14 protein-coding genes are annotated in these 26,705 nt (G+C 63.4%); 9 read left to right on the forward strand and 5 right to left on the reverse strand.

The features are described 5' to 3' along the window. Positions 1-106 precede the first annotated feature (106 nt). From PEP31012_RS19295 to PEP31012_RS19315, 5 genes are all read right to left on the reverse strand, one after another. On the reverse strand, positions 107-2,950 hold the full coding sequence (locus PEP31012_RS19295) for a hemagglutinin repeat-containing protein (RefSeq protein WP_150590912.1): 2,844 nt from the start codon (positions 2,948-2,950) through the stop codon (positions 107-109). A 65-nt stretch (positions 2,951-3,015) separates the two neighbouring features. Continuing rightward, positions 3,016-3,471, reverse strand: a complete 456-nt coding sequence (locus tag PEP31012_RS19300; RefSeq protein ID WP_150590913.1) for a hypothetical protein — start codon at positions 3,469-3,471, stop codon at positions 3,016-3,018. After that, positions 3,471-14,273 carry a two-partner secretion domain-containing protein gene (locus PEP31012_RS19305; RefSeq protein ID WP_150590914.1) on the reverse strand — a complete coding sequence of 3,601 codons (10,803 nt, stop codon included), beginning with the start codon at positions 14,271-14,273 and terminating at the stop codon, positions 3,471-3,473. The genes PEP31012_RS19300 and PEP31012_RS19305 overlap by 1 nt, the downstream gene beginning before the upstream one ends. A gap of 9 nt (positions 14,274-14,282) precedes the next feature. Then, positions 14,283-15,956: a ShlB/FhaC/HecB family hemolysin secretion/activation protein gene (locus tag PEP31012_RS19310; RefSeq protein WP_150590915.1), complete on the reverse strand. Its 1,674-nt coding sequence runs from the start codon at positions 15,954-15,956 to the stop codon at positions 14,283-14,285. A 161-nt stretch (positions 15,957-16,117) separates the two neighbouring features. Beyond that, positions 16,118-16,315 carry a hypothetical protein gene (locus PEP31012_RS19315; RefSeq protein ID WP_150590916.1) on the reverse strand — a complete coding sequence of 66 codons (198 nt, stop codon included), beginning with the start codon at positions 16,313-16,315 and terminating at the stop codon, positions 16,118-16,120. Between the two features lie 320 nt (positions 16,316-16,635). Here PEP31012_RS19315 and PEP31012_RS19320 point away from each other — a divergent pair, with 320 nt between their 5' ends. The 9 genes from PEP31012_RS19320 (at position 16,636) to mctP (ending at position 26,554) form a co-directional block, all read left to right on the forward strand. After that, entirely contained in the window at positions 16,636-18,978 is a 2,343-nt protein-coding gene (locus tag PEP31012_RS19320; RefSeq protein WP_150590917.1) for a bifunctional salicylyl-CoA 5-hydroxylase/oxidoreductase, read from the forward strand. A gap of 9 nt (positions 18,979-18,987) precedes the next feature. Beyond that, complete coding sequence (locus PEP31012_RS19325) at positions 18,988-19,800, forward strand: SDR family NAD(P)-dependent oxidoreductase (protein WP_150590918.1); 813 nt, start codon at positions 18,988-18,990, stop codon at positions 19,798-19,800. 35 nt (positions 19,801-19,835) lie between these two features. After that, positions 19,836-20,699 carry an enoyl-CoA hydratase family protein gene (locus PEP31012_RS19330; RefSeq protein ID WP_150590919.1) on the forward strand — a complete coding sequence of 288 codons (864 nt, stop codon included), beginning with the start codon at positions 19,836-19,838 and terminating at the stop codon, positions 20,697-20,699. Between the two features lie 13 nt (positions 20,700-20,712). After that, the gene (locus PEP31012_RS19335; protein WP_150590920.1) at positions 20,713-21,897 is read left to right on the forward strand and encodes an acyl-CoA dehydrogenase family protein; all 1,185 of its coding nucleotides are present in this window, start codon (positions 20,713-20,715) and stop codon (positions 21,895-21,897) included. Between the two features lie 59 nt (positions 21,898-21,956). Further along, positions 21,957-23,600 carry an AMP-binding protein gene (locus PEP31012_RS19340; RefSeq protein ID WP_150590921.1) on the forward strand — a complete coding sequence of 548 codons (1,644 nt, stop codon included), beginning with the start codon at positions 21,957-21,959 and terminating at the stop codon, positions 23,598-23,600. Between the two features lie 86 nt (positions 23,601-23,686). After that, a complete protein-coding gene (locus PEP31012_RS19345) occupies positions 23,687-24,157 on the forward strand; it encodes an acyl-CoA thioesterase (RefSeq protein WP_150590922.1) in 471 nt (156 codons plus the stop codon). Between the two features lie 2 nt (positions 24,158-24,159). Continuing rightward, positions 24,160-24,567 carry a RidA family protein gene (locus PEP31012_RS19350; RefSeq protein ID WP_150590933.1) on the forward strand — a complete coding sequence of 136 codons (408 nt, stop codon included), beginning with the start codon at positions 24,160-24,162 and terminating at the stop codon, positions 24,565-24,567. 209 nt (positions 24,568-24,776) lie between these two features. Beyond that, the gene (locus PEP31012_RS19355; RefSeq protein ID WP_150590923.1) at positions 24,777-25,007 is read left to right on the forward strand and encodes a DUF3311 domain-containing protein; all 231 of its coding nucleotides are present in this window, start codon (positions 24,777-24,779) and stop codon (positions 25,005-25,007) included. Continuing rightward, on the forward strand, positions 25,004-26,554 hold the full coding sequence (mctP, locus tag PEP31012_RS19360) for a monocarboxylate uptake permease MctP (protein WP_150590924.1): 1,551 nt from the start codon (positions 25,004-25,006) through the stop codon (positions 26,552-26,554). Before PEP31012_RS19355 ends, mctP begins: the two co-directional genes overlap by 4 nt. Positions 26,555-26,705 lie beyond the last annotated feature (151 nt).

The following is a 26,705-nucleotide window of genomic DNA, read 5'->3' on the forward strand; positions in this document are numbered from 1 at the left end:
AATTGGATGCATCCTCTCCGGCCCTTTCGAGTTCTGCAATGAGTCTGTCAACAAGAATCAACAAATCCCTCACCTCTATTAACGTTGGGTTTGAAGACATTGTGTTTTACCTCCTGCTAAATTGATCTGGAAATGCATCTCTAAATTCATCGAGCGTGTAAATCTTCCCGGTTTTACCATCGCGCACTGATCTTACCCAGTCCACAGGATAGCCTCGTGGCAGCAGGACCTGATCCTCTCCTCCTCTATACTTGGGGCTATCGCTTCCCGTTGGTTGTTTGCCTACTTTTCCGACATTCAACTTCTGCCCTTGAGGCACCTCGATGACAGCTTCAAATCGGGTGGAACTCCATTTTGGATATATCGCTGTATCTTGCCTGCTTGCGTTTTCTTTCGTGGCGGCGAATCCCCCGTCCAATTTTGCCTGATTGCCTCTGCCCCCAAATTTTCTATATAGAGTGACGGCTTCCGTTGTTTCTACGGTAAAGTACTTTCCGTTCTTGAACGTTTCTGCCGTGCTTGATCGCAATTTTTCTTGCTCAACCAACTTTACTTTCGCGTCAATTCTGGTCCCGACGGCAAGTCGAGGTGCAATACTCGGCACGGTCGAGTTGTCGCTGATTCCACGCGAATCATTGTCGATACGTGCTGATCCAACTCTTTCTGCTTTCCCTGCGCCAGCATTGGTTGACTGGCGACTCGAAGACGACTTTCCACTGCTCCCCAAACTAGCCTGAACTAGCAAAGTGATTGTCGCTGCCGCTTCTTCACTAATGCCATAGCTTTGGCGAAGTTGGTTCGCAAATTCAGCACTACCCAGTGCAACTACAGCGTCGCTATAGTTTGCCAAGTGTGCCCCCAAGTCGTTCTTTATACCTGCGGGAAGATCCAGGCCGCTCGCCTCGTCGAGAGCCTTACGGAAATCATCTTGGGCATAAACATAGTCGCCGAAAGCACCTTTGCACACTGCTGGATCGGTGGAACAGACAGCAGCAACTTTCTCCTGATTCTCCAGACTTAGCTTGCGGTATTTCTTTGTTACGGCATCACAGCTATTCGCTGCTCCGCAGTTCTTCGCCTCGTCAAGCAGCGCCTTGAATTCGTTGACATTTAGCGCATTGTTTTCCGTTTCTATTTTTGCGCTCGTGCTTGCCGTGGCGACGTTTGCGCCGGTCGCACCAGCAATCCCCGCCACCACGCTTGTCACCAGATTCGCGTGCGCTTCCTTCGCCTCCGAACTCAGGTCTTTACCTGACTTCCCGCCCGCGTTGTCCAGCAGGTTGTTAAGCACGACGCTCGCCGACGCACCCATCGCCCCTGCGCCACAGTTGCCGCCGGAGGCCGCCGCTCCCGCACAACCCACGATGCCCTGCAAGGCCGCGCGCGCCGTCTCGCTATTCAGCTCATCGGCAATCGCCTTGACCTTCTCTGCGCCCAAGCTCTGCAAGTAATTCGCCGCGCCGCGCGTGATCATGTCGCCCATGCCGGCCGTTACGTTCCCCGCAGCAGCGGCAACAATGGCCGTCGCGATACGCCGGTAATCGCCACCCGGGCCCCATTTTTGGGCGTCGGCCAGTTGTGAGTCCAGCTCGGCCCGCTTGGTCGGATCTGTCTCCTTATCGCGCGCCCTTTTCAGCTCATCAGCCTCCTTAGCCCGATTCCCCACAAACGTCCCCACCTCGCGCTGGAGCGTCCGCATGATTTCGAAGCTGGTTTCGATCTGCTCCTTGTCGAATTTATTGGCGAGTGCGCCGCTGCCATCCTTGTCCGATGACACGTCGCGATTGACAGCGGCTACGGTTTCCTCGGCCGTCTTGCCGGTTCGTTCCAGTTGGCTGGCTTCGTCGGTGATCTCGATCACGCCCGCGCTGATACCGCTGCGCGTCGTGCTCGATGCGCTATCACCGGCCGCCACCACCACCGGCGGCGCCACGCTCACCGCTCCCGTCTTCGGCAACTCGCTGCCCGGTGTCGCGTTCGCGCCGGTTTGCGCGTTGCCCTTCTGGTCCGTGCCGACTTTGGCGTTCTCCCCGCCGCCCGTGCTGATACCGCCACCCAGGCTGATGCCGAAGGCCTCGTACTCTGCGTGGTTTTCTATGTCGTGCGTCGTCAACGAACCGGTTTTCAGACGGTTCCTATCCTTGTCGGCCGCCTTATCGGTCGAGGCGATAACGGCACCCGTCAGATCGGTGTTGCCTTTGACGGTGACATCGAAGCCGCCATCGCCTGCCTTGATCCCCGACTGCTCCGTGACGCTGGCGAAATCGCTGTTGATCTGCTGATGGCTGACGTTAATGCTGCCGGACGCACCACCAAACCCAACGGTGACACTGCCGTTGATCGACTGATCCTTCGATGCATAGGCACTCGTGTCCTGCAGGCTTTCGATGTTCAAATCGCCGCCGACATTGGCCACGACTCGCTCGCCGACCACCGTGCCGCCCCGAATGTTCGTGTCGCCGCCAGAGACGATCTCGGCCACGCCGCCCGCCGTGATATGGCTGGACCGGTTCGTCACGTCCTTGCCGTCCGCCTTGCCGCGCGACGCGCTGGCGTTGGCCGTCACCCCCATCGACGTGCCATTGGCGCCCATGGAAATGCCCAACCCGATACCGCCCGACACGCCGGTGGATCGGCGGTGATGCTCCGAGGTGTCCGCTGCCGCGAGGATGTCGAGCGTGCCGTCGGACGTGACCTTGGCGTCCTGCCCGGCGTTGATCTCGCTGCTGCGAATGAGCAGCGACGACTGATCGCCATCGCCGGTGGCCGCAACGGTGACGTTGCCACCGGCACGCACGCTGGAGCCATTGGCCGTTGTGCTGTCGTTGGTCTCGCGGCTTTCCTGCTTCGACCCGCCGACTGTGACCGAGACACTGACGTTGGCCGCATCCTTGAGGTTCTTGACGGTATCGGCGGCTGTCAACGGCGGGCTAGCGACGACAGCGGTCAACCCCGCCTGCTTGCCTTCCTACTCATTTCTTATGCATTTCTCTCCGCAATCGAAATGCGCTTGCGTTAGCGAGGGTCTTTCTCGGGTAGCCACCCATCTTCGATGCGCTTTATCAGCAGCGTGTCATTCCATGCTGCGAGGATCGGTAATTTTCGTTGCTCATTGCTGATAACGCCAACCTTCCATTCTTTTTCTCCGTCCCAGAACCACCAATTAGTGACCTTGCCAGTGGCGCTATTTGCAATGCCATTCCTAAATAGGGGGAAGGTCGATGAGTGATCCGGAATGGGTGCGTGCAGAATTTTTTCGATAATTCCCTGCTTCTCTGCGGCGGAAACGGGAAAGAATATCCAAAAATTTGTTTGGGAATTTATGAGATCTTTGATTTCATCTTCTTGGAGATTGAATCTGTTTGGAAATACTCTTATGAGTGACCCCATAAGTTTGTCTCTCTTTGTGAATTGGAAGTACGCGAATCCGAATTTGGTTTTTATTCTAAATACATCACCTAATTTGGCCATTATTCAAATCCTTCGTAACCGATTGTTTTGAGAATTGATGCTCCCCTTGCAAGGGAGGTCGCATATTCTGGGTTTTTTCTTGCGATGCTGTTTATCTTGTTAAGTAAGGTTCCCTTGTCTTTTCCAAGTCCGTTGAATTCAATTAAAACCTGTTCGATTGCGCGTGCGTCTTCGCGGGCGATGTTGCGTAATCCTGTTATCGGGGTGATTTCAATTTCTTTTTGTCGCAAATGAGCGGCGTATCGCGATTTGAAGTTATCGGTAATTCCGACATATTGAGTAGTGCCGTCCTCCGAAGTCGAGATGTAGACGGTGGTCTTGCCGGGCAACGGGGCCACATCGTCCCGGTCGGCCATCAGCAATGGATCAAATACCAGCGGCCCTTCATTCGGCGTCGCTGTAATGATCGGGCCCTTCACGTCTTGGTCCGGAGTTGAAATGATTGTAGCGCCGCGCTCCCCCAGATCCGGCGTACCAATGATCGTTGGCCCTTTCTCCCCAGTGTCCGGCGTCCCCGTGACATTGACGCCGCGCGGGCCTTCGTTGGGCGTTCCCATCACGTTATCGTCGTTTGCGCCGTCGCCGATGACTCGTGCGACGACACCGTCAACGATCAACTGATTCGAGCAAGCCAGTCCTGAGATCGCGCACGCGGCCTTGGTCAGCGCGTCCTTCAACCGTTCAGCGACGTTTCCGCTTGCGGAGGCTGTGGTGGCGCGGCCCGCAGACGTCGGATCGATGTCATCGCCGTCACGCCCGCCGCGCTTACTGCCTTGGGGGCCAGGCGCGCCGCCCGTGTGGCGAGGCGGAGGAGGGACGACCCTGACCCCCAAGGTGTTGTTCTCTGCCTCTGTCTTTGCACTGATCGACGCAGTGGCAACGTCCCCTCCGACGCCAGCCGTCACCCCAGCCACGATGGACGTGATGAGATTGACCCTTGCCTCACGCTCGGATTGGGAGAGGTCCTGCCCGGATTTGTCGCCCGCCGCGAGCAGGCTGCCCAACAGCGATCCGGCGGCAGCGCCCATCGCACCCGCATCGCAGTTCCCACTGGAGGCCGCACCACCCGCGCAACCCGTCACTGCATGCAACGCGGCTTTCGATGCGGGATCGAGGTTTTCGCCGAGCGCCTTGATCTCCTTCGCTGCAAGACCTTGCAGGTAGTTCACCGTGGCACGCGTTGCCATCTCTCCGGCCGCGCCTGTGACATTGCCGCTGATGCCCGCTGTGATGGCGCTGACGATCAGACGGTAGTCGCCACCGGGTCCCCACTTCTTTGCGTCGGCCAGTTGCTGATTTAGCACCGCGCGTTGTTCGGGATCGGTGGTTTTCTTCAACTGGGCTTCAATAGCGTCAGCTTCCTTAGCCCGATTCCCCACAAACGTCCCCACCTCGCGCTGCAACGTCTGCATGATCTCGAAGCTGGTTTCGATTTGCTCCTTGTCGAATTTGTTGGCGAGTGCGCTGCTGCCGTCCTTGTCCGATGACACGTCGCGATTGACAGCGGCTACGGTTTCCTCGGCTGTCTTGCCGGTTCGTTCCAGTTGGCTGGCCTCGTCGGTGATCTCGATCACCCCCGCGCTGATACCGCTGCGCGTCGTGCTCGACGCGCTATCGCCTGCCGCCACCACCACCGGCGGCGCCACGCTCACCGCTCCCGTCTTCGGCAGCTCGCTGCCGGGTGTGGCGTTCGCACCGGTTTGCGCATCCCCCTTCTGGTCCGTGCCGACCTTGGCGTTCTCCCCGCCGCCCGTGCTGATACCGCCACCCAGGCTGATGCCGAAGGCGTCATACTCTGCGTGGTTTTCTATGTCGCGCGTCGTCAACGAACCGGTTTTCAGACGGTTCCTATCCTTGTCGGCCGCCTTATCGGTCGAGGCGATAACGGCACCCGTCAGATCGGTGTTGCCTTTGACGGTGACATCGAAGCCGCCATCGCCCGCCTTGATCCCCGACTGCTCCGTCACGCTTGCGAAATCGCTATTGATCTGCTGATGGCTGACGTTGATGCTGCCGGACGCACCACCAAACCCAACGGTGACACTGCCGCTGATCGACTGATCCTTCGATGCATAGGCACTCGTGTCCTGCAGGCTTTCGATGTTCAAATCGCCGCCGACATTGGCCACGACTCGCTCGCCGACCACCGTGCCGCCCCGAATGTTCGTGTCGCCGCCAGAGACGATCTCGGCCACGCCGCCCGCCGTGATATGGCTGGACCGGTTCGTCACGTCCTTGCCGTCCGCCTTGCCGCGCGACGCGCTGGCGTTGGCCGTCACCCCCATCGACGTGCCATTGGCGCCCATGGAAATGCCCAACCCGATACCGCCCGACACGCCGGTGGATCGGCGGTGGTGCTCCGAGGTGTCCGCTGCCGCGAGGATGTCGAGCGTGCCGTCGGACGTGACCTTGGCGTCCTGCCCGGCGTCGATCTCGCTGCCGCGAATGAGCAGCGACGACTGATCGCCATCGCCGGTGGCCGCAACGGTGACGTTGCCACCAGCACGTACGCTAGAGCCATTGGCCGTTGTGCTTTCGTTGGTCTCGCGGCTTTCCTGCTTAGATCCGCCGACCGTGACCGAGATATTGACGTTGGCCGCATCCTTGAGATTCTTGACGGTGTCGGCGGCATTTTTCACCGCGAGTCCACCGGCGGCGACACCGAGCGCCTTCATGCGCGGGTCCTTGACCTTGCCGACCGCCTTGCCCATCTGACCGACGGTCTCTGCGGCATTCAGCAGTGGGCTGGAGACGGCAACGGTCAATCCCGCCTGCTTGACTTCCCGTTCATGAACGCTCTGTTCGCTGTCTTCACTCTCGACAATGGCGACGCGTTTGCCGGCAATCGTCACGTCACCATCGCGGGCAACGACCGTGCTGCCTTCCTGCCGGTAGTCGTTGCCTGCCTGAACGCTGACGTCTCCGGTCACCGAACCGACCACACTCCCGGTTTGCGTAACCTGCTCGCGCCGTTGTTTTTCCTTCTCCGAGCGGCTGCCGATGGTGAAGCCCATACCACTGCCGAAGACGCCACTAGTCTGCTTCTCCGTAACGCTCAGTGAGTTACTGCGGTCTTCCGCGGACGTGATCGTCACATCCCGTCTTGCGCCGATCGTCATGTCGTCATCGGCCACGACCTGCGACCCGGTAATCGTGACGTCCCGCCCCGACGCAACCGTGACGCCATCGCCCGACAGCGTGCTGCCCGTCGTGCGCGTGCCGTGCGATTCGCGGAGATTTTCTTCTGTCGTCGAGGAGAGCAAGCCCTGCTGAGTGGTTCGTGACCAACGGGTGTCGTCGTAACGGGCCGAAACGCCGCCGATGGTCACATCCCCCGTCGCGATGACGGTGACGTCGGACTTGCCCGCCTTTGCCGATGGCGATGTCGACGCCGATGCTGACACCGATGCTGACACCGAAGCCGAAGCCGAAGCCGATGTCGATGTCGAAGCTGATGTCGATGCCGCCCCAGATCGATTGCCATCGCCGGAACCACCGCTCAGATACGAGCCCAGTATCTTCACGTCACCGGTCGTCGCGTCCCCCGACGTCACATACGCGGTGACGCCTCGCTCGTTGAGCAGCCGCTCGACAGCCGCGGCTTGCCCGGCGGCGACGGTGATCCCGCCGCCAGCCTGGACCTGACTACCTCGCACGGTTTCTTCATACGAGTCCACCGACGCGGCGTAGGTGTCGGTGTCCACGCGACCCGAGTCCGTGATGCTGCCGAGAGCCGCGCCAATCTCCACGTCGCGGGCCGCCGCAATGACGACCGTCTTGCCCGCGTCGATACCGGTGCCCGCAGTGGACGCGTCGCGTCCCGCCAGGACGGAAACGTTGCCGCCCGTGTTGACGGTGGCCGTCAGTTGGTCCGTGACCTGCGTGTAATTGTGGTTATCACTCGATCCGCCGCCGAATTCGCGGTTCAACGCCACCGTGCCCAGCGTGACGTCGCGCCCCGCAGCGAGGTCGGCGTCGCCGCCAGCATCAATTTCCGCCCCGTTGACCGTAAGGTCGCGCCCGGCAGTGATCGCCAGCGAATCCTGCGCACCGATACGACCTTGGGATTCGACGGTGGTTGCCGAGCCCGATTCCGATCCGCTCACCCACTCGGTGGTATGGGTCTGACTGGCGACGACGACGTCTCGTCCAGCGGTGACATTGACCTGCTTGCCCGCGATTTCGCCGCCGATGTTGCGCACATCGCGCTCGGCAACGACTTCCACCGCGCCAACACTGCCCAAGCCGCTCGTGCCGCCGATCACACCGCGATTGTCGATGTCGCTTGCATGGACCCGAGTACTCGCGTCGCCGACGATCTGGCCGCTGTTGATGAGGTCGTTCGTTGCCTCGACAATGACGTCGCGGCCAGTGACCAATGCGCCGCCCGGTTGCATTGCGACGCGTTTGCCATGCGCCAGGTACACCGTGGGCACCAGCACGGTCGTCGTGCTGCCGTCCGGCAAGGTCACCGTTTGGCGGACCAGCCAGACGATGTCGTCGGTGAGGGCCCGCATTTGCTCGGGCGAGAGTCGAATGCCCACACGCAGTTCGAGATCCCGGCCCGCGCGGGCGCCTTGCGCCAGCAGCGTGCGGAACTCGGCGTCGGCTGCTGCCGTGGCGCCACCGTCCTGGATACCCAGCGACGCGCGTCCCGTCAGGGTCAGCACCTGTTCGCGCACCAGCTTCGCCTCATAGAAGCCATCCCCGATACGACGCTCGATGCCGGCCGGGTCGACGCCGAGCAACTCGAGCAGGTAGTTGCTGGAGACGAACGTGCCGTAATCGGTGAATCGCGAATCCGTCTCGACGAGATACGGTTGGTCGGGGGCGGTCACGACCTTGAACAGGGCGCTGCGTGGAAGCTTGAGATCGGGGATGCCGCCGGAGACGCTATCCAGGGTCTGAATCGCCCCCGAGATCTCGGACGTCGCCGGCGTCGCGGTCAAGGGATCGACGCCGGCCGGCGTACCGGTCGCGACCGTCGTCGCGTCCGTGTCGACGGCAACGCGTGCCGATGTGCCGACCGCACTGTCCGTTTGCCGGCTGCCGATGATCGTGCCGTCGACGGTGCTGGTCTCGATGGTGATGTCGCGACCGCGAAGGCTTGTCGTCTGGTTCGACGTGATCAGGCTGGGTAGCCCCTCGACGATGGCGCGCCGTTCCGTCACGTCGAGATCGACCGTCGTGAACCAGCTATCGCTGTTGCCGCGCTTCTCGTGCCAATAGAGATCGGACGATTGCGCGATGCGATCCACGCGCTCGAGCGCCACGCTACGACTCGTGATGTGACCGTCGTTGCCGCGAACCTGCAGGTCGCCGCCGGCGCTGATCGTCGACGCATGATTCAACGCGGTGCCGTTATCGACGTTCAGGCGGATCGTGCCTTGCGACGTGATGACGCCCGGCGCCGCGACGTCGCCCAGCACGTCGGTCGCGCTGCGAACGGTAATGCGGCGACGGTATTCGTTGGTGTCGCGGCCGTCCTCGATGCCGTGTCCACGGCGGAAGATCCGCACGCCTTCGTCGGCATCCCCGGTAATGGTGTGGCGGGACTGATCGACGAACGTTGGCCGGAGGTGCGCATCGGGCTCGTAGTCGGGCCAGAACTGGATGACCCAATTTCCCTGGCCATCGTCCGTGATCGACTCGAAATGCTGAACGGCCCGTTGGGTGATGTTGCGGGTGCTGAAATCTTTCGAGAAGAAATTCCGCTTGTACAACTCGATGATGGGGTGCTCCAGCGAGAACGTCTTCTTGTCGGTGTCGAGCGCCGTCACCCCGCGCTTGGCGATCGTGACGCTGATGGGGCTGTTCACCACGTGGAGCTTCTCTGCAGAGAGTGCCGCGCGCGCTTCACGTCCCCAACGCCACTGCGCAAAGGCTTGGTTGCGCGGATTCGGGATCAGACGTGTTTGTCGCACGACTTTGCCGAACTGGTTGGTCTCTTCGTACGTCTCTTCGATCATCGCCGGTTCGCCGTTCACGCTCAGGCTGTGGCTCGTATGCTCGGTCGGCAATTCTTCGCAGGCGGATGCCGTGCTGGCAGCGCAGCGTGCCCGGCTGCCCGATTCGTTCGGCAGCGCCACGTAGCCAGCGATCCAGACGTCGCGCACCGTCTGGGTCTCGCTCGTGTCGCCGCCTCGCACAATGTTGATGTAGCTGCGGTCGTTCACGAATTCGCGCGTCGCGATGTCGACGTCGCCACCGGCTTCGAGCACGGCGGAGCGGTTGATGAAGCTCCCCATTTGCTGCGTCAGATAGCCCTGCGCATCGCGCGTCTCGCCCGCGGCCACGCGCAGGGTACCCAGGCTGTAGAGCGTCGCGCCGTTCTCGTTGAGGACATTGCCCGAGACGAAGAGATCCAATTGCTGCGTCGCCGCCAGCACGGCGCGCTCGCCCGTGTTGACGAAGCTCGCGCCATCGAATCGGAGGCGGCCGCCGATGACAGCGCCGGTGTTCGTGAAGCGGGTGCCGATCAGTCTGACGTCGTCGCCATCGATGCGCGTGTCGTTGGTGATGTCGTCCAACGCGTTCACGAGAACCGAGTGGGCTCGCAGGCGACCTTGCCCCGTGTTGACAACGCGAGCGGCGTTCACCGTCAGTTGCTTGATCGCCCCAAGCGCGCCGTGAACGCGCAACAAGCCACCGACGTCAAGCTTGAGACTGCCGTTGGCTTGCCACGCGTGGTCGGCGCCATAGGTAAAGTCACCCGGCAACGAGACGTGCAGCGCGTTGCCCGCCCGTAATCGCGCGGTGCCGAGCAGGCGTTCGGTGCGCAGGGTCAGATTCTGATTGACGGCGATTTCGCCCGCGCGGTGATCCAGTTCGGCCACGGCAAGGGACGCATCGCGACGCGCCTGAACGGTCCCGGTGTTCTCGAACGCCCGTGTTCGTTGCGCATCCCGCCACGTCACGCCGAGGTCGGTGCCCGAGAATAGGGTCCCGGCATTGCCGAGGGCGTCTCGTACCGCCAGCGACAAATCCGCACCGGCGCTGATCAGCGCGTTCGGGCCATTCATCAACGCAAATGTCGTGATGGATACGCGACCGTTGCCGCCCATCAGTCCGACCGGACGATTCGATGCCGAAGGGCGCGTCAGCGCATTCGTGATCGCGTTCGCCGTGATGCTCAGGTCGCCGCGCGTGCCGTTGACGATCCGGCCGTCGGTGTTGTCGAGCGTTCCGGACGACAGGGTGACGGCTTCGTGGCCGCCGGTCGACGGATTGCCCGCGGTTTCCATGCTGCCGCGCGTGTTGTCGAGCTTGCCACCCGCCGCGACGTACAGCGCCTGGCCGGCATGCATCACGCCGTCCACATTCGTGATGTGCTGGTTTGCTGCGGCGGTCAACGGGCCTCGCGCTTGTAGCCGCCCGAAGCGATTGTCGATGTCGCGCGTCGAGGTGAGCTTGAGCGATCCGCCGGCGGCGATCCATGCGCCGTCGAGGTTGTCGATGCCGTTCGCCGACAGGTTGACGGCGCCATTGCCGGCAATGCTGCCCACGGACTTCGCCGCGTTCCCGGGCGCGGCGCGATTGCGTAGCCGTTCGCGCAGGAGGATGTCGATGGCACCGGTGCCGGCGTTCGCGACGCGGCCACCGGCGTTGTCCAGTTGTCGCCCGGACAAGCGCAGGTAGCCATAGGGCGCGCTGACGTCGAACGACCCCAACCCGTTGTCGAGGTTGCCGGCGGCCGCGATGCGCAGGGCGTCGCGGGCGCTTACGTGGCCGGCGCGGTTGACGATGCTGCCACCGGTGACGATGTCGAGGCGCTCGCCCGCCGTGAGGTAGCCGGCCGTGTTGCGCAGGTCCGAGGCAACCGTCAGCGCAAGGGATTTGCCGGCATGCAGTCGGCCCCCAGTGTTGTCGAAGTTGGCTGCCGTGACGGTGACGTCCGCATTGGCCGCGATGCGGCCGCCTTCGGTGTTGGTCAGCGTGTCCTGAACGGCAACGGTCGTTGGCGTTTGGCCGCTGTTGAGCAGCGCTCCTGCCGCGTTGTCGACATTCCGAGCCTTCACCAGCAGCGCGTCGCTGGCTTCGACCGAACCCGCGCGGTTATTGAGCGTCTCGCCCACCTCCAACGTGACGGACTTTCCCGCCAGTCTTCCCGACGCGTTGTTCAGACTCGCGTCGACGTTCGCGCGCAAGTGTCGCAATGCCGTCATGCGACCGAGTGCATTCGTCAGCCACTTCACGCGCAACAGCAAGTCGCCGTTCGTGCCAACACTTCCCTCGCGATTGTCGAGCGACTGCCCCTTGATGGACAACGCGCCGCGCCCGGCATGCGCCACGGTACCGCCCGCGTTGTCGAGTTCGGTGGCGTCGAGAGTGGCGTCACGGGCGGCGAAATGGATCTCGCCCGCGCGATTCTGCAGACGCCCGCCGATGCTGAATAACGCGGAGTGATCGACGCCCGTGCCCGTCTGGCGAATTGCCCCAAAGCCGTTGTCCAGACGCTTGGCGTGCACGGCAAGCGCGCTCGACTGCATCACCCCGCGTGTGTTGCGGATCGTGTCGGCCCGCAGGATCAACGTTTCGCCCGCGCTCAAGATGGCGTTGGCGTTGTCGAACAGGCCCTGCACGGCAAGGTTGACGTGATGCTGCGCGACGATACGCCCACCCGCGTTCAGCAAGGGGCCTGCGGCATTGGCGACGAGCGACCCTTGCGCGGTCCATGTCCCGCGATTGGACAGCGACGCCGCCGAGAGCGTGACGTCGCCGCGCCCGGCAATTTCCCCTTGGGTATCGCCCAGCCGTGCGTTGTCGATGTGCGTCTCGGCATGCAGACGAAGCTCGGCGTTGCCCAGTGCCAGCAATCGTCCACCGCGGTTCTCGATGGCGTCCGCCCGCAATGAAAACACGCCGCCGGATTGCATCAGCCCGCCGGTGTTCGTCGTCAGGCCGCGAATGCCGGCCGTCAGGGAACGTTTCGCGGAGACGGTGCCGTCCTCGTTGCGCCAGGTGCTCGCGTCGATGGACAGGGCGCCGTTGGTGGCGAACGTCCCCCACGTGTTGTCGACACGCCCGCCGACAAGGCGGAAGTCGCCCGTGCCGGCGTGCTCGATCTTGCCCGACGTGTTGTCGATGTGCCCGGAGGTCAGCGAGAAGTTGCTGCCGTTGGCATGTATCTGCCCCTCGCGATTGTTCAGCAGGCCGGACAGCGAGAGTCGGAACGGCGATACGCCCCATTGTGAGAGGCGTCCGCCGCGATTGCTCAGTCCGGCGGCCTCGACGACGAGGCTGGACGTCCTGAGCGTTGCCCCGTCGTGGATCACGTCGTGCTTTCCCGTAATCTGCGTCGCGCCCCCCACTTGCGTCGTTGCGCGCGTCATCGTGACGGCGCCGCTGCGCGCTTGCATCCGCAGTGCGCGCAAGGTGGTCGACGTTGCGCCGGTGAAATCGAGGGCATCGCCGATGTAGGCGATGTCGCCGGTGGCCGACTGGGTGCCACTGGCTTGCATCAGCCCCGCGGTGGAGAGCGACAGATTCCCTGTCTCCCCGCGCGTGCCGTCGGCCTTGGCGCCGGCGGCCATCGCGCCGGAGGACGCCACCGCCGCCGCATCGGCGACCAGATGCCGTCCTGCGGACACCGTGCCGCTATGGCGCCAAATGCCGCCGGCTTCGAGCGTCACGTCACGCGCGCCGCGCAGGGTGCCTGAACTGACGAGGTCGTGCGCGCTTCGCAGCACCAGCGCGCCGTCGGCCAGCGTCTCGCCTCGAATCGACAAGTCACCGGCGGCGGTGGCACGCACGTCCTCGCGCGCGTGCAGCCGTCCGCCAATCTGAAGCTGCCCGGCGCTGTTCAACACCAGCGAACCCTGGTTGGCGGTGATGTGCCCGTCCACGTTCACGCCCACGCCGGCTTCGGTGCCGATGAGCCGGATTTTCCCGGCATACATCCCGCCCAGACGGGAGACGTCGAGCGCGAAGGGCGGCGCGCCGCTCGCGGCGGTAGCGCTGCGGTGGATGCCGAAGGTGGCGGCGTCGATCTCGTTCAGGCCCGCGATGACGTCCAGTTGTTGCGCGTGAACGGCAGCGTTCACCTCGACGGCGCGCGCAAGGAGGGCGGCGTGCGTCAGGTTGCTGGCGTTCAGACCGTGACCCGTGATTTGCAGGCGTCCGCCGGTCACGCGAAAGGCGTCGAGCGAACCGCTGCCGCCAAACACGGGCAGGCCGGTCGTGAGCACCCCGCGAGGGGTGTTGATGAAGCCACAGCCGTCGCAGGTCAGCCCGTTGGGGTTGCTGACGATGACTTCGGCCCGCTGCCCGGCCACTTCGAGATAGCCGGCCAGGTGCGAGGGCAGCGTCCCGGTCACCTGATTGACGATGATGCGTGCCGGCGCGCCCGCGAGGTTGGGGTTGCCCGGCACCAGCCCGCCGATTTGCGTCTGCACGATGGCGCGCGAATTGTTGAGAATCGCCCCCTGCGTGGGAACGTCGAACTGTTGGTACTGGTTCTGCGACACGCCCGCCGCGCTGGGCGCCGTGATGTTGACGAGCGGCAAGCCGTTCGGTGTCGTACCGACGCCGGGGGCGTGCGGGCCTGGGGCGGCGACGATCTGCGACGCCGCAGTCGTCGGGAAGCCGAAGGCGAGCAGCGCCGGCAGGACGGCTGACCCAAGCGCTGCCCCAAGCGGGCGCAGAACGCGCGCTCGCCGCGCCACGGCGTTCGTGCTGCCCGGTTGGCGACGACGCGCGCTGCGACTGCCTCCCGGCGTTTGGCCGCGACGGACGTTTTCCCCGACGGCCACCCACTGGCGTTGGACATGACTGAAGATCAGATGAAAGCAACGTGTGTTCATGGTCGGGACTCAGTAGCGAAGGGCAATCGACACGCCGGCAACGGCGGCATTGACGGGAAACCTGGCGGGATGGAGGAGGGGTTTGGCGAGGAAGACGTCGTAGCTGGCGTTGCCCCACGGGCCGCCGTACGTACCGACTTGTCCGCGCAGGCCGATGACTGCGCCGGCCAGCCGGGTGCCGGGGAGGTAGCGGGCGCTCGGGCCGAACACACGGCCGTAATCGACGCCCGCATAAACGGCATGCGCGCTCGCCGCGATTGGCACGTGCAACTCGTTGCGAAGGAAAAAGCCGCGCTCGGCGCTCAGGGTCTGGTCGCCGGTGAAGCCGCGTACGCTGTAGCGCCCGCCGATGGCTATCTGGTCGACGGCCCACAAGGCGTCGGCCGTGGTTTGTCCGTGGAGCGTGCCGACATACTGAATGGGCAAACGCCCTACAGGGAGCGGCACGGACCACTGCACATCCAGGGTGAGCATGCGATATCGATACGTTTGCTTTGTCGGCTGGCGGGTGACGGGGTCGCGCAGGTCTTCCTGCGCGCCAAACCACGGCACGCCCTGCCGGTAGTTCAGGGCAAGGTCCGCCTGCGCCGTGCCGAGGTATTGCCGGTGCGTTGCCCCGATCTGCAGATAGGTGTTGTTCCGGTACTGCTGGGAAATCTCGAAGTCTTCGATGAAGCTCTTGCCGAAACGGCGTCCCAGGCGAGCGTCGAGCGCTGTCTTGCCGCTGCTGTCGCGATGGACGACGCGCTCCAGGCGCAGTTCAACCGTCTGGTTGCGCCCGCTCGACACGAACGATTCGTTGGCGCCCGCAATGCGCTGGAAGTACGCGCGCGTGCTGCCGAAAATCGAGACGGTGTGGTAGCCCCAGGGCACCGAGTAGCTGACGCTCGCCCCCCGCGTGCCGAACCGGTCGTCGCCGGTCGAGAGGTCGTGCTGGACGGCGACGTCCAGCAGGTCGTTCAAGCCGAGCGGATTGTCGAGACCGATCGCCAGTTGGCCTTGCAGGCGCCCGGTGTCGCGCGTACCGCCGTTATCGATGGAGGCCAGCAGACGCCATGGCCGTTGCCGTTGTATGTCGATCAACACTTCGCTCGCGCCGGGCGAGGCGCCGGGCTCGATGCGGATGTCGGCATCCTGGCTCGGCGGGCGTTTGAGTTGTTCGAGTCCTTGCTCGAGCGCGCTCAGCGAGAGGAGGTCGCCGTCCCGCAAGGGGACTGCGGAGCGCCAGGTACCCCACACGTCCGGATCGGCGAAGCGGATCGCCGAGACGCGGCCGGGGATGACCTGGAGCGTCAGATGCCCGTCGGCCATGTCTTGCTCGGGAACGATCAGGCGTGTGGTGATCCAGCCCTCGGCCAGGATCGCTTCGGTGGCCACGGCGGCAACCCGGGCCACCCCGTTCGTGCCGGCGCACTGGCCGACGAACGGGGCGAGCACCGCTTCGACCGACGCGAAGGGCGCTGGCAGCGGGGCGCCGTCCAGTCCCGAGAGCGTGACGCTGCGCAGCACCACGCAGGGCGATTCGACGGGAAGCTGTAGGATGTCTCGCGCGATGCGTGCGCCGTCGGCTGGCGCCGGCAGGCGAATGTCGGGCGCGCCGGCGCGTTGATCGCGCTCGTCGGCCTCCCGGCGTTGGCGCTCCAACTGTTCGTCCTGCACCCCTTGGCGTGCTGCGTCGCGCATCGCGGACGGGTGGCCTTGAGCGATGCCGGCCGGGCACTGGAGCGCGAGTCCGCACGCCAGCAGGCTGGTGCGCAGGACGGCCTGCGTGTACGGGACGCGCGGGACGCAAGGGACGTAAGAGACGTAAGCGCGGTAAGGGACTACAGCGCAGAGGTAGGGAACTACGGCGCCAAGGCGGCGCTGGAGAAATGCGATGAAGCCCGGACGGTCGCGATGTGCCACGGATGACGTTGCCCTTTTTTTGAGTCGAAACGGTGCATCGCGACATCACGCGCGCGCCGGACACCGCCATGGCGGGGATCGGCGCGCGCGAAGACGCGAATGCGCAAAAAGGGCGCAACAGTGAGCACGGTGAACATGCAGCAGCCGGGGGGGCTTACACCCTGGCGTCAGGCCAGAGGTTGGAGAGAACCGTGAGTGACACGACGGCGAAAAGTCTGGCAGACGCGCCGCGCCACGTATTTCGGTTTTGGACACATCGGCGAATTTTCGGAATCGTCCGATGGCAGCCTCGGACAACTCCTCTTCCTCTTCTAAGGGCTTTCCCGATCCCGTCGCTCGTCAGGGTCTGGCGGCCTTGTCTGCCGTAATTTTTTTCGCTAGTATTTTAGGCATAAACTATTTATGATTTAACAAAGATCGGCAAACGCGACGCGATCTGTGAATCCGGAGGCTGGAGATGAATATCGTCTGTATCGGTGGCGGTCCCGCGGGCCTGTATTTCGGCTTGTTGATGAAGCTGCGCGACCCTTCGCATCGTGTGGTGGTGGTTGAGCGAAATCGGCCGTACGACACGTTCGGCTGGGGCGTCGTATTTTCCGACGCCACCATGGACAATCTTCAGGAAGCCGATCCCGAGAGCGCCGCGCAGATCAACGCCGCCTTCAACCGGTGGGATGACATCGACATCCACTTCGAAGGTCGCACGATCACCTCGGGCGGTCACGGCTTCATCGGCATTGGCCGCAAGAAGCTGCTCAACATTCTTCAGGCGCGCTGCGAAGCGCTCGGCGTCGAACTGGTCTTCGAGACCGACGTGGCCGACGATGAAGCGATCGCCCGCCGCTATCAGGCCGATCTGGTGATCGCGTCCGACGGCCTGAACAGCCGCATCCGCACGCGTTACGCCGACACCTACCGCCCGGACATCGACACGCGTCAGAACCGTTTCGTCTGGCTCGGAACACATCAACGTTTCGACGCCTTCACGTTCGCCTTCGAGAAGACCGAGCACGGCTGGTTCCAGGCGCACGCCTACCAGTTCGATGCCGACACGTCGACGTTCATCGTCGAGACACCCGAGGAGGTCTGGCAGGCGCACGGCATCGATCAGATGAGCCAGGAAGACGGGGTGAAGTTCTGCGAAAACCTCTTCGCGAAGTACCTCGGCGGCCATGAACTCATGAGCAACGCCAAGCACCTTCGCGGCTCGGCCATCTGGATCCGCTTTCCGCGCGTGATCTGCGAACACTGGGTGCACTGGCGCGATATCGACGGCAAGCGCGTGCCCATCGTCCTCATGGGCGACGCCGCCCACACCGCGCACTTCTCGATCGGCTCGGGCACCAAGCTCGCGCTGGAAGACGCCATCGCCCTTGCCGACGGTCTGCGCACCCAGGGCATCGATGCCCTGCCGCGCGTGCTGGCCGACTACGAAGCCACGCGTGGCGTCGAAGTGCTCAAGATTCAGAACGCCGCCCGGAATTCGACGGAGTGGTTCGAAACCGTCGATCGCTATGCCCGCTTCGCCCCGGAACAATTCGCCTACTCGCTGCTGACGCGCTCGCAACGGATCTCTCACGAGAACCTGCGCGTGCGAGACGCCGCCTACGTCGAGGGCTTCGAAGACTGGCTCGCCACGCGCGCCGGTGTGAAGCGCGCCGACGGCCAGCAGGCGATTCCGCCGATGTTCACGCCGTACAGAGCGCGCGAACTCACGCTCAAGAACCGTATCGTGATGTCGCCGATGGCCATGTACTCGTCGGTCGACGGCGTACCGGGCGACTTCCACATGGTGCACCTGGGCAGCCGTGCGCTTGGCGGCGCGGGCATGATCGTCGCGGAGATGACCTGCGTGTCGCCCGACGCACGCATCACGCCGGGATGCCCCGGCTTGTGGAACGATACCCAACGCGATGCGTGGAAGCGCATCGTCGACTTCGTGCATTCGGGCAGCGACGCGAAGATCGCCATGCAGATCGGCCACGCCGGTCGCAAAGGCTCGACGCGCCTGGCCTGGGACGGTATCGACCAGCCGCTCGACGACGGCAACTGGCCGCTGATCTCGGCCTCGCCGCTGCCTTACATCGAAGGCGTGTCGCAGACGCCGCGCGAGATGACCCGCGCCGATATGGACCGCGTCAAGGACGACTTCGTGCACGCCGCCCGCCGCGCTGCCGAGGCGGGGTTCGACTGGCTCGAATTGCACTGCGCTCACGGCTATCTGCTCTCGAGCTTCATCTCCCCGCTCACGAACCAGCGTCAGGACGAGTATGGCGGCTCGCTGGAGAACCGGTTGCGTTATCCGCTGGAAGTCTTCCACGCGGTGCGCGATGTCTGGCCGGCGGCCAAGCCGATGTCGGTGCGGATTTCGGCGCACGACTGGGTCGAAGGCGGCATTACGCCGGACGACGCCGTGACGATCGCGCGCGCCTTCAAGGACGCCGGGGCGGATCTGATCGACTGCTCGTCGGGCCAGGTCAGCAAGGACGAGAAGCCGGTGTACGGCCGCATGTTCCAGACGCCGTTTGCCGACCGTGTGCGCAACGAGGCCGGCATTCCGACGATGGCCGTCGGCGCGATTTTCGAGGCGGATCACGTGAACAGCATCATCGCGTCGGGCCGTGCCGATCTGTGCGCGCTGGCGCGACCGCACCTCGCCGATCCGTTCTGGACGCTGCACGAAGCCGCGAAGATCGGCTACAAGGATCTGCCGTGGCCGTCGCAGTACTATGCGGGCAAGCGGCAGTACGAGACCAATCTGGAGCGTGCGGCCGCCTACGCTCAACAGATCGGTAAATAAGGACAGTTCATGACGTCAACGACAAACTCGGCCAGCGCCTCGCCCGCCTCGCTCGAAGGGGTGCATGCGCTGGTGACGGGCGGCGCGCGCGGCATCGGCGAGGCCGTGGCCCGCTCGCTGCTGGCGCAGGGCGCGCGCGTGACGCTGCTCGGACGCAACGAAGCCGCGCTCGCGAGCGGCGCTCAGGCGTTGGCCGTGCATGGCGAGGTGGCCTGGGTCAGCGCGGATATCTCTGACGCCGCCGCCGTCGCTGCGGCCTTTGCGCGCGCCGCCGAGCGCTTTGGCCCGGTGCAGGTGCTCGTCAACAACGCGGGGCAGGCGATCAGCGCGCCGTTCGGCAAGACGGACAGTGCGCTCTGGCAGCAAATGATCGACGTCAACCTGACGGGGACGTTTCACTGTATTTCCGCCGCGCTGCCCGCGATGCTGTCGGCCGGGTGGGGCCGCATCGTGAACGTGGCGAGCACCGCCGGGCTGATCGGTTATCCGTATGTCACCGCGTATTGCGCGGCCAAGCACGGCGTGGTCGGACTCACGCGCGCGCTGGCGCTCGAAGTGGCGAAGAAAGGGGTGACGGTCAATGCCGTCTGCCCGGGCTACACGGAAACGGATATCGTGCGCGACGCCGTGGCGAACATCGTCGCCAAGACGGGACGCAGCGAAGACGACGCGCGCGCCGAGCTGGCAAAGCGCAATCCGCAGGGGCGCCTCGTGCAACCGCAAGAGGTGGCCGACGCCGTGCTGTGGCTCTGCCAGCCGGGCGCGGGTGCGGTGACCGGACAGTCGGTCGCGGTGGCGGGCGGCGAAGTGACCGTCGGCTAAGCGCGAATGCACAACCTATTTGAGGAGATCGGCCAATGAGTGACGTGAAACTGACGATGGCGCATCACAAGCGCCCGTTCGCGAACTATGAAGCCAGGCACTTTCTGTGGTCGGTGTCGAACGACGCACAAGGGCGTCCGAGCGTGGGCACGATCACGCTGAATCGTCCGGACAAGAAGAATCCGCTGACGTTCGACTCGTATGCCGAGCTGCGCGATCTGTTTCGCGCTCTGGTCTACGCGACGGATATCAAGACAGTCGTCGTGACCGGTGCGGGCGGCAATTTCTGCTCGGGCGGCGACGTCCACGAAATCATCGGCCCGCTCACGCAGATGAGCATGCCGGAGCTGCTCGATTTCACACGCATGACGGGCGATCTGGTCAAGGCGATGCGTGCCTGTCCGCAGCCGATCGTCAGCGCCATCGACGGGATTTGTGCCGGCGCCGGGGCGATGATGGCGCTGGCCTCCGACATGCGTCTGGGTACGCCGCAGGCGAAGACGGCGTTCCTGTTCGTGCGCGTGGGGCTGGCGGGTGCCGACATGGGCGCGTGCACGCTGCTGCCGCGCATGATCGGACAAGGCCGCGCGTCGGAGTTGCTGTACACCGGTCGCGTGATGACGGCCGAGGAAGGGCTGCAATGGGGTTTCTTCAACGCGTTGCATGACGGTGGCGCGGTGCTCTCGGCGGCACAGGCGCTGGCCGATCAGATTGCCTGCGGCCCGACGTTTGCGCACGGCGTGACCAAGAAACTGCTGCATCAGGAGTGGAACATGGGCGTGGACGAGGCCATCGAGGCCGAAGCCGAAGCGCAGGCGATCTGTATGCAGACGAAGGACTTCCGCCGTGCTTACGACGCTTTCGTCGCCAAGCAGAAACCGGTGTTCAAGGGCGACTGACGCGAGCGAGACGATGAGCGATATCACTCCCCACAACGCGCGCAACGGCGACTTTCTGGCGTGGCCTTTCTTCGACGAGGCGCATCGCCGCCTGGGTGCGGAACTCGATGCCTGGTGCACGCGCGAGCTGAAGGTCGATCACCACGCGGATACCGACGCGACATGCGTGTCGCTGGTGCGCCAACTGGGCCGCGCGGGCTGGCTGAAGTATTGCGTGAGCGCGAGTCATGGCGGCGCGCTGGATCAATTGGATTCGCGGGCGTTGTGCGTGCTGCGCGAGACGCTCGCGCGTCACGACGGGCTGGCCGACTTCGCCTTCGCGATGCAGGGACTGGGCAGCGGCGCGATCACGCTGGCGGGCAGCGAGGTGCTCAAGCAGCGCTATCTGCCGCGTGTGGCCTCGGGCGAGGCGATTGCGGCGTTTGCGCTCTCGGAGCCGAACGCCGGATCCGACGTGGCCGCGATGGCTTGTTCGGCCACGCGCGATGGCGACGATTATGTGCTGAATGGCGAGAAGACGTGGATTTCGAATGGCGGCATCGCGGACTTCTATTGTGTCTTCGTGCGCACGGGCGAGGCGCCGGGCGCACGCGGCATCAGCGCCTTCGTGGTGGATGCCGACACGCCGGGGTTGACGATTGCGGAGCGGATCGACGTGAGTGCGCCGCATCCGCTCGCGCGTCTGAAGTTCGAGAACTGTCGTGTGCCGGCGTCTGCGCGTCTGGGCGAGGCGGGGCAGGGCTTCAAGGTGGCGATGATGACGCTGGATATTTTCCGCGCGTCGGTGGCGGCGGCGGCGTTGGGCTTTGCCCGTCGCGCGCTCGACGAGGGGCTGGCACGCGCGAAGTCGCGTGAGATGTTCGGGCAGACGCTGGCCGATTTCCAGATCACGCAGGCCGCTCTGGGCGAGATGGCGACGTCGGTGGATGCCGCGGCGTTGCTGACGTATCGCGCGGCTTGGCAGCGTGATGTGCAGGGGCAGCGCACGACACGCGAAGCGGCGATGGCGAAGATGTTCGCGACGGAGTCGGCGCAGCAGGTGATTGACCGCGCGCTGCAGATGTTCGGTGGCGCGGGCGTGGTGTCGGGCGCGATCGTGGAGCGTCTGTATCGCGAGATTCGTTCGCTGCGAATCTATGAAGGGGCAACGGAAGTACAAAAACTGATCATCGCGCGCGAACTGCTCAAGGACGGCTGAGCGCGGTCTGTGGCGGCGCGCAGGCGTCGTGCTTGATTACCGGGGGCAAGGAGAAGTACATGGAACGATCTGGACATCTTGACACTTTCGCGCGCGACAATCTGCCGCCCGTCGATCAGTGGCCCGAGTTTCTGCTGGACAACCCGGACGTGGCGTACCCGGCGCGTATCAATTGCGCTGCCGAATTGCTGGATCGCGCGATTGCGCAAGGTCGCGGTGAGGCGCCGGCAATTTATTCGGTGGAGAACGGTCAGCCGACGGTCACGACGTATCTGGGGTTGCGCGAGATGGTGGACCGCATCGCGCACGTGCTGCGCAGCGACATGGCGTTGGTGCCGGGCAATCGCGTGCTGTTGCGCGGGCCCAATAATCTGTTCATGGCGGCCGCTTGGCTGGCGGTGATCAAGGCGGGTCTGGTCGCCGTGCCGACGATGCCGTTGTTGCGTGCGAAGGAACTCAAGCAGATCGTCGACAAGGCGGAAATCGGGGCGGCGCTGTGCGATGGACGTCTGAAGGATGAGCTGGAGTTCAACCGTCGGGCGGACCATGAGTATTTCTGTCCCGCGATGAAGCAGGTGGTGTATTTCCACGACGAGGGTGAGGACTCACTGGAGGCGCGCATGGCTCGCCAGCCGGCGAGCTTCGAGGCTTGCGACACGGCGGCGGACGACGTCTGTCTGATCGCCTTCACGAGCGGCACGACGGGTCAGCCGAAGGGCACGATGCATTTCCATCGTGATGTGCTGGCCATGTGCGATCTGTTTCCTCGTCACGTGCTCAAGCCGGGGCCGGAGGACATTTTTTGCGGCACGCCCCCGTTAGCGTTCACTTTCGGTACGGGCGGTCTGTTGACGTTCCCGTTGCGTGTCGGGGCGGCGACGGTGCTGCTGGAGAAGCTCACGCCGGACAGTCTGTTGCAGGCGATCGCGCAGTATCGCGCGACGATCTGTTTCACGGCGCCGACGTTTTATCGTCAGATGGCGGCGCTGGTGGGCAAGTACGATCTGTCGAGTCTGAAGAAGACGGTGTCGGCGGGTGAGGCGTTGCCGGACGCGACGCGTCAGCTCTGGAAGCAGGCGTCGGGTATCGAGATGATCGACGGGATTGGCGGCACGGAGATGATTCATATTTTCATCTCGGCGGCCAATGGCGATGTGGTGCCGGGCGCGATCGGCAAGCCGGTGCCGGGGTATATCGCGATGATCGTGGACGAGAACATGCAGCCGTTGCCGCCGGGCAAGGTGGGCAAGCTGGCGGTGAAGGGACCGACGGGGTGTCGATATCTCGCGGACTCGCGTCAGACGAATTATGTGAAGAACGGCTGGAATTTGCCGGGCGATACGTTCAGTTGCGATGACGCCGGCAATTATTACTATCAGGCGCGCTCGGACGACATGATTGTCTCGGCGGGGTACAACATCGCGGGCCCGGAGGTGGAGTCGACATTGCTGCAGCATCCGGCGGTGGCGGAGTGCGGGGTGGTGGGCGCGAGCGACGAGGCGCGCGGTCAGATTGTGAAGGCGTATGTGGTGCTCAAGGCCGGCGAGCCGCGTGACGACGCGATGGTGAAGGCGCTTCAGGAGTATGTGAAGGCTAACATCGCGCCGTACAAGTATCCGCGGGCGATTGAATTTGTCGATGCGCTGCCGCGCACGGAGACGGGCAAGTTGCAGCGCTTCAAGCTTCGGCAAATGGCGCATTGAGGCACATTAGGGCGAGGGTGGGGCGCTCCAGTGGGCGCCCACTCACGTCGATGCGGTGTGACGATGAGGCATGCGGGGGAGAGGATATGTCGGAGGCTGAGGTGGCGGCGCACGCGTTCGTGAAACCGTTGTTGGTACGTTTCAAGCATTGCGATCCGGCGGGGATTGTGTTTTATCCGCGCTATTTCGAGATGATGAATGATCTGGTCGAGGACTGGTGCGCCGAAGGGCTCGGTCTGTCGTTCGGCGAGATGCATTTGCGCAACGCGATGGGTGTGCCGACGGCGAACATTGAGTGTCGCTTCAGTGCACCGAGTTTTTTGGGCGAGACGCTTCAGCGTTCGCTGGAGGTCTCGCGTCTGGGCCGTTCGTCGATGACGTTGCGCATCCGGTTTTCCGGGGCGAACGACGAGACGCGTTTGCAAGCCACGCTGGTATTGGTCTGGGTCGCGAAGGGCGAGGGCGGCAGGCCCGCCCCGATCGCGGTACCCGACGCCCAGCGCGCGGCGATTGTGCGCTATGCCGCACCTGATTCTGTTATTGAAGGAGTGTCCTGATGCTGCAAGTTCTGCAACCCCCTGAGTGGGCGAAACCGCGCGGCTATGCGAATGGCATGGCTTTTGAGATGACGGCCGGCAGCCGCATCGTGTTTGTCGGCGGTCAGATCGGCTGGAATGGGCAGCAACGTTTCGAGACGGATGATTTCGCGCTGCAGGTGCGTCAGACGCTGGAGAATATCGTGGCGATTCTGGCGCAGGGCAATGCGAAGCCGGAGCATATTGTTCGCATGACTTGGTATGTGAAGAACAAGCGCGAGTACGTGGAGAGTTATCGTGCGATTGGGGAGCATTACCGCGCGGTGATCGGTCGTCACTTCCCGGCGATGACGGCGGTGGAAGTGGCCGATCTGGTGGAGGACGAAGCGAAGGTGGAGATCGAGGTGACGGCGGTCGTGCCGGCGGCGTGAGCCGTGGTGAGGTTGGGCATGCGATCGGTGGCTTGAGGATGGCTGGCATGGGGTGACAATGCTGGTTTTTCTTCTTGAAATGCGGCTTATGGCGAATCCGGCGAGATTGGGGTTTGTCCGTAGGCCGTTTTGTTTTTCGCGACATATAGTCGTTATAGGCACACGTTGCGTGAGCAATCGGTGGTGATCCCGCCGGGAGGTACGCAATCATGAATGAAAATGCGTCGCTATCGCGCGGCAGGGTTTGGCTGTGGCTGTTGTTGTTGCCTTTTGCCGGCGTTCTGTGGGTGCCGTTCTACAACCGGCTCGAGCCGACTCTCTTCGGTTTCCCGTTTTTCTACTGGTATCAGTTTGCGTGGGTGCTGGTCACCGCGCTGCTCACGGCGTGGGTGCATCGGCGCACGGCGCCGGCTGAGTCGGTGACGGGAGGTCGATCATGAACTGGACGGCCACGGCGGTGTTTGTCGCGCTTTTTGTGTTTGTCACGATTGTGGGGTTTGTGGCGGCGCACTGGCGACGCGGGGATCTCGCGCAACTGGATGAGTGGGGGCTGGCAGGGCGGCGCTTCGGCACGATTGTCAGTTGGTTTCTGCTCGGCGGCGATTTGTATACGGCTTATACGTTTATTGCTGTGCCGGCGTTGGTGTTTGGCGCCGGGGCGATAGGGTTTTTCGCGCTGCCGTATACGATTCTGGTGTTTCCGTTTGCGTTTGTGGTGTTTCCGAAGCTCTGGCAGGTGTCGCGAAAGCACGGCTATGTGACGGCTGCGGATTTTGTGAGCGCTCGCTACGGCAGCGGCTGGCTGGGGCTGGCCATCGCGCTCACGGGGATCGTGGCAACGATGCCGTACATTGCCCTGCAACTGGTGGGGATCGAGGTGGTGATCGGCGCACTGGGCTTTCACGCGACAGGATGGCTCGGCGATTTGCCGCTGATTATCGCGTTTGTGATTCTCGCCGCTTACACGTACACCAGTGGATTGCGTGCACCGGCGTTGATCGCGATCGTGAAGGACACGCTGATTTATCTGACGATTATCGCGGCGTTGATCGTGATTCCGATTCGCCTGGGCGGAATGTCGCATGTGTTCGCAGCAGTCCCCGCGGCAAACCTGCTGTTGAAGCCGCCTTCAGGCGGGTCGCTCGCAGGCTACAGCGCTTATGCGACGTTGGCATTGGGCTCAGCGTTCGCGCTGTTCCTTTACCCACACTCGATTACGGCGCTGCTCAGCGCAAAGAGCGGTAATACGATTCGACGCAATATGGCGCTGTTGCCCGCCTATACGCTACTGCTCGGGTTGATCGCCTTGCTGGGATATATGGCATTGGCCTCCGGGGTGAAGTCGATGCCTCAGTTCGCTCCTTATTTCGCGCAATATGGGACGAATTTCGCGGTGCCAGCGCTGTTCCTCTACGCGTTCCCTTCGTGGTTTGTCGGTGTGGCGTTCGCCGCTATCGCCATCGGCGCTTTGGTGCCCGCTGCCATCATGTCGATCGCCGCTGCGAATCTCTATACGCGTAATGTGCATAAGGAGTTCCTGAATAGGTCGGTGTCCGCCGCCCAGGAAACGCTGATCGCAAAACGTGTTTCCCTGGTGGTGAAGCTCGGCGCGCTGTTCTTTGTGCTGTTTCTGCCACTCCAATACGCGATTCAGCTGCAACTGCTCGGCGGTATCTGGATCATTCAGACACTTCCCGCGATCGTGCTCGGACTCTACACGCGTTGGCTCGATCATCGAGGCCTGATGATCGGCTGGCTCGCCGGTATCGCCGTCGGTACCTGGATGGCCGCCTCCACAGGCTTCAAATCGTCAGTCTTCGCCCTGCACATCGGCTCGCTGACGATGCCCGGCTACGCCGCACTTTATTCGCTCATCATCAATCTGGTTGTTGCTGTGCTGGTGACGGCGCTCGTCAAGGTGCTCGGCATGCGATCACCCTCGGATGCCACCCAGCCAGAGGATTATTCGGACGCAGTCCATTCTTGATTCGCCTTCTCTCGCATGGTTGAGGTGTTGGGGGCGTTATCAGCCCCCTCAACACCCCCTCTAGGCTTATCCGCCCCCCCTCAACACCTCCCCCCTGGACGGACCGGGGCCCCTTTCCGCCTCTCAAACATAGACCCAACTCGCTGCAGAA

This window comes from Pandoraea eparura (assembly GCF_902459725.1).
Taxonomy (GTDB): domain Bacteria; phylum Pseudomonadota; class Gammaproteobacteria; order Burkholderiales; family Burkholderiaceae; genus Pandoraea; species Pandoraea eparura.

Bases quoted from the DNA above. Each gene is read 5' to 3' on its own strand.
- PEP31012_RS19300 (WP_150590913.1), bottom strand. From the start codon at position 3,471: ATGGCCAAATTAGGTGATGTATTTAGAATAAAAACCAAATTCGGATTC.
- PEP31012_RS19305 (WP_150590914.1), bottom strand. From the start codon at position 14,273: ATGAACACACGTTGCTTTCATCTGATCTTCAGTCATGTCCAACGCCAG.
- PEP31012_RS19310 (WP_150590915.1), bottom strand. From the start codon at position 15,956: ATGCGCGACGCAGCACGCCAAGGGGTGCAGGACGAACAGTTGGAGCGC.
- PEP31012_RS19315 (WP_150590916.1), bottom strand. From the start codon at position 16,315: ATGTTCACCGTGCTCACTGTTGCGCCCTTTTTGCGCATTCGCGTCTTC.
- PEP31012_RS19320 (WP_150590917.1), top strand. From the start codon at position 16,636: ATGAATATCGTCTGTATCGGTGGCGGTCCCGCGGGCCTGTATTTCGGC.
- PEP31012_RS19325 (WP_150590918.1), top strand. From the start codon at position 18,988: ATGACGTCAACGACAAACTCGGCCAGCGCCTCGCCCGCCTCGCTCGAA.
- PEP31012_RS19330 (WP_150590919.1), top strand. From the start codon at position 19,836: ATGAGTGACGTGAAACTGACGATGGCGCATCACAAGCGCCCGTTCGCG.
- PEP31012_RS19335 (WP_150590920.1), top strand. From the start codon at position 20,713: ATGAGCGATATCACTCCCCACAACGCGCGCAACGGCGACTTTCTGGCG.
- PEP31012_RS19340 (WP_150590921.1), top strand. From the start codon at position 21,957: ATGGAACGATCTGGACATCTTGACACTTTCGCGCGCGACAATCTGCCG.
- PEP31012_RS19345 (WP_150590922.1), top strand. From the start codon at position 23,687: ATGTCGGAGGCTGAGGTGGCGGCGCACGCGTTCGTGAAACCGTTGTTG.
- PEP31012_RS19355 (WP_150590923.1), top strand. From the start codon at position 24,777: ATGAATGAAAATGCGTCGCTATCGCGCGGCAGGGTTTGGCTGTGGCTG.
- mctP (WP_150590924.1), top strand. From the start codon at position 25,004: ATGAACTGGACGGCCACGGCGGTGTTTGTCGCGCTTTTTGTGTTTGTC.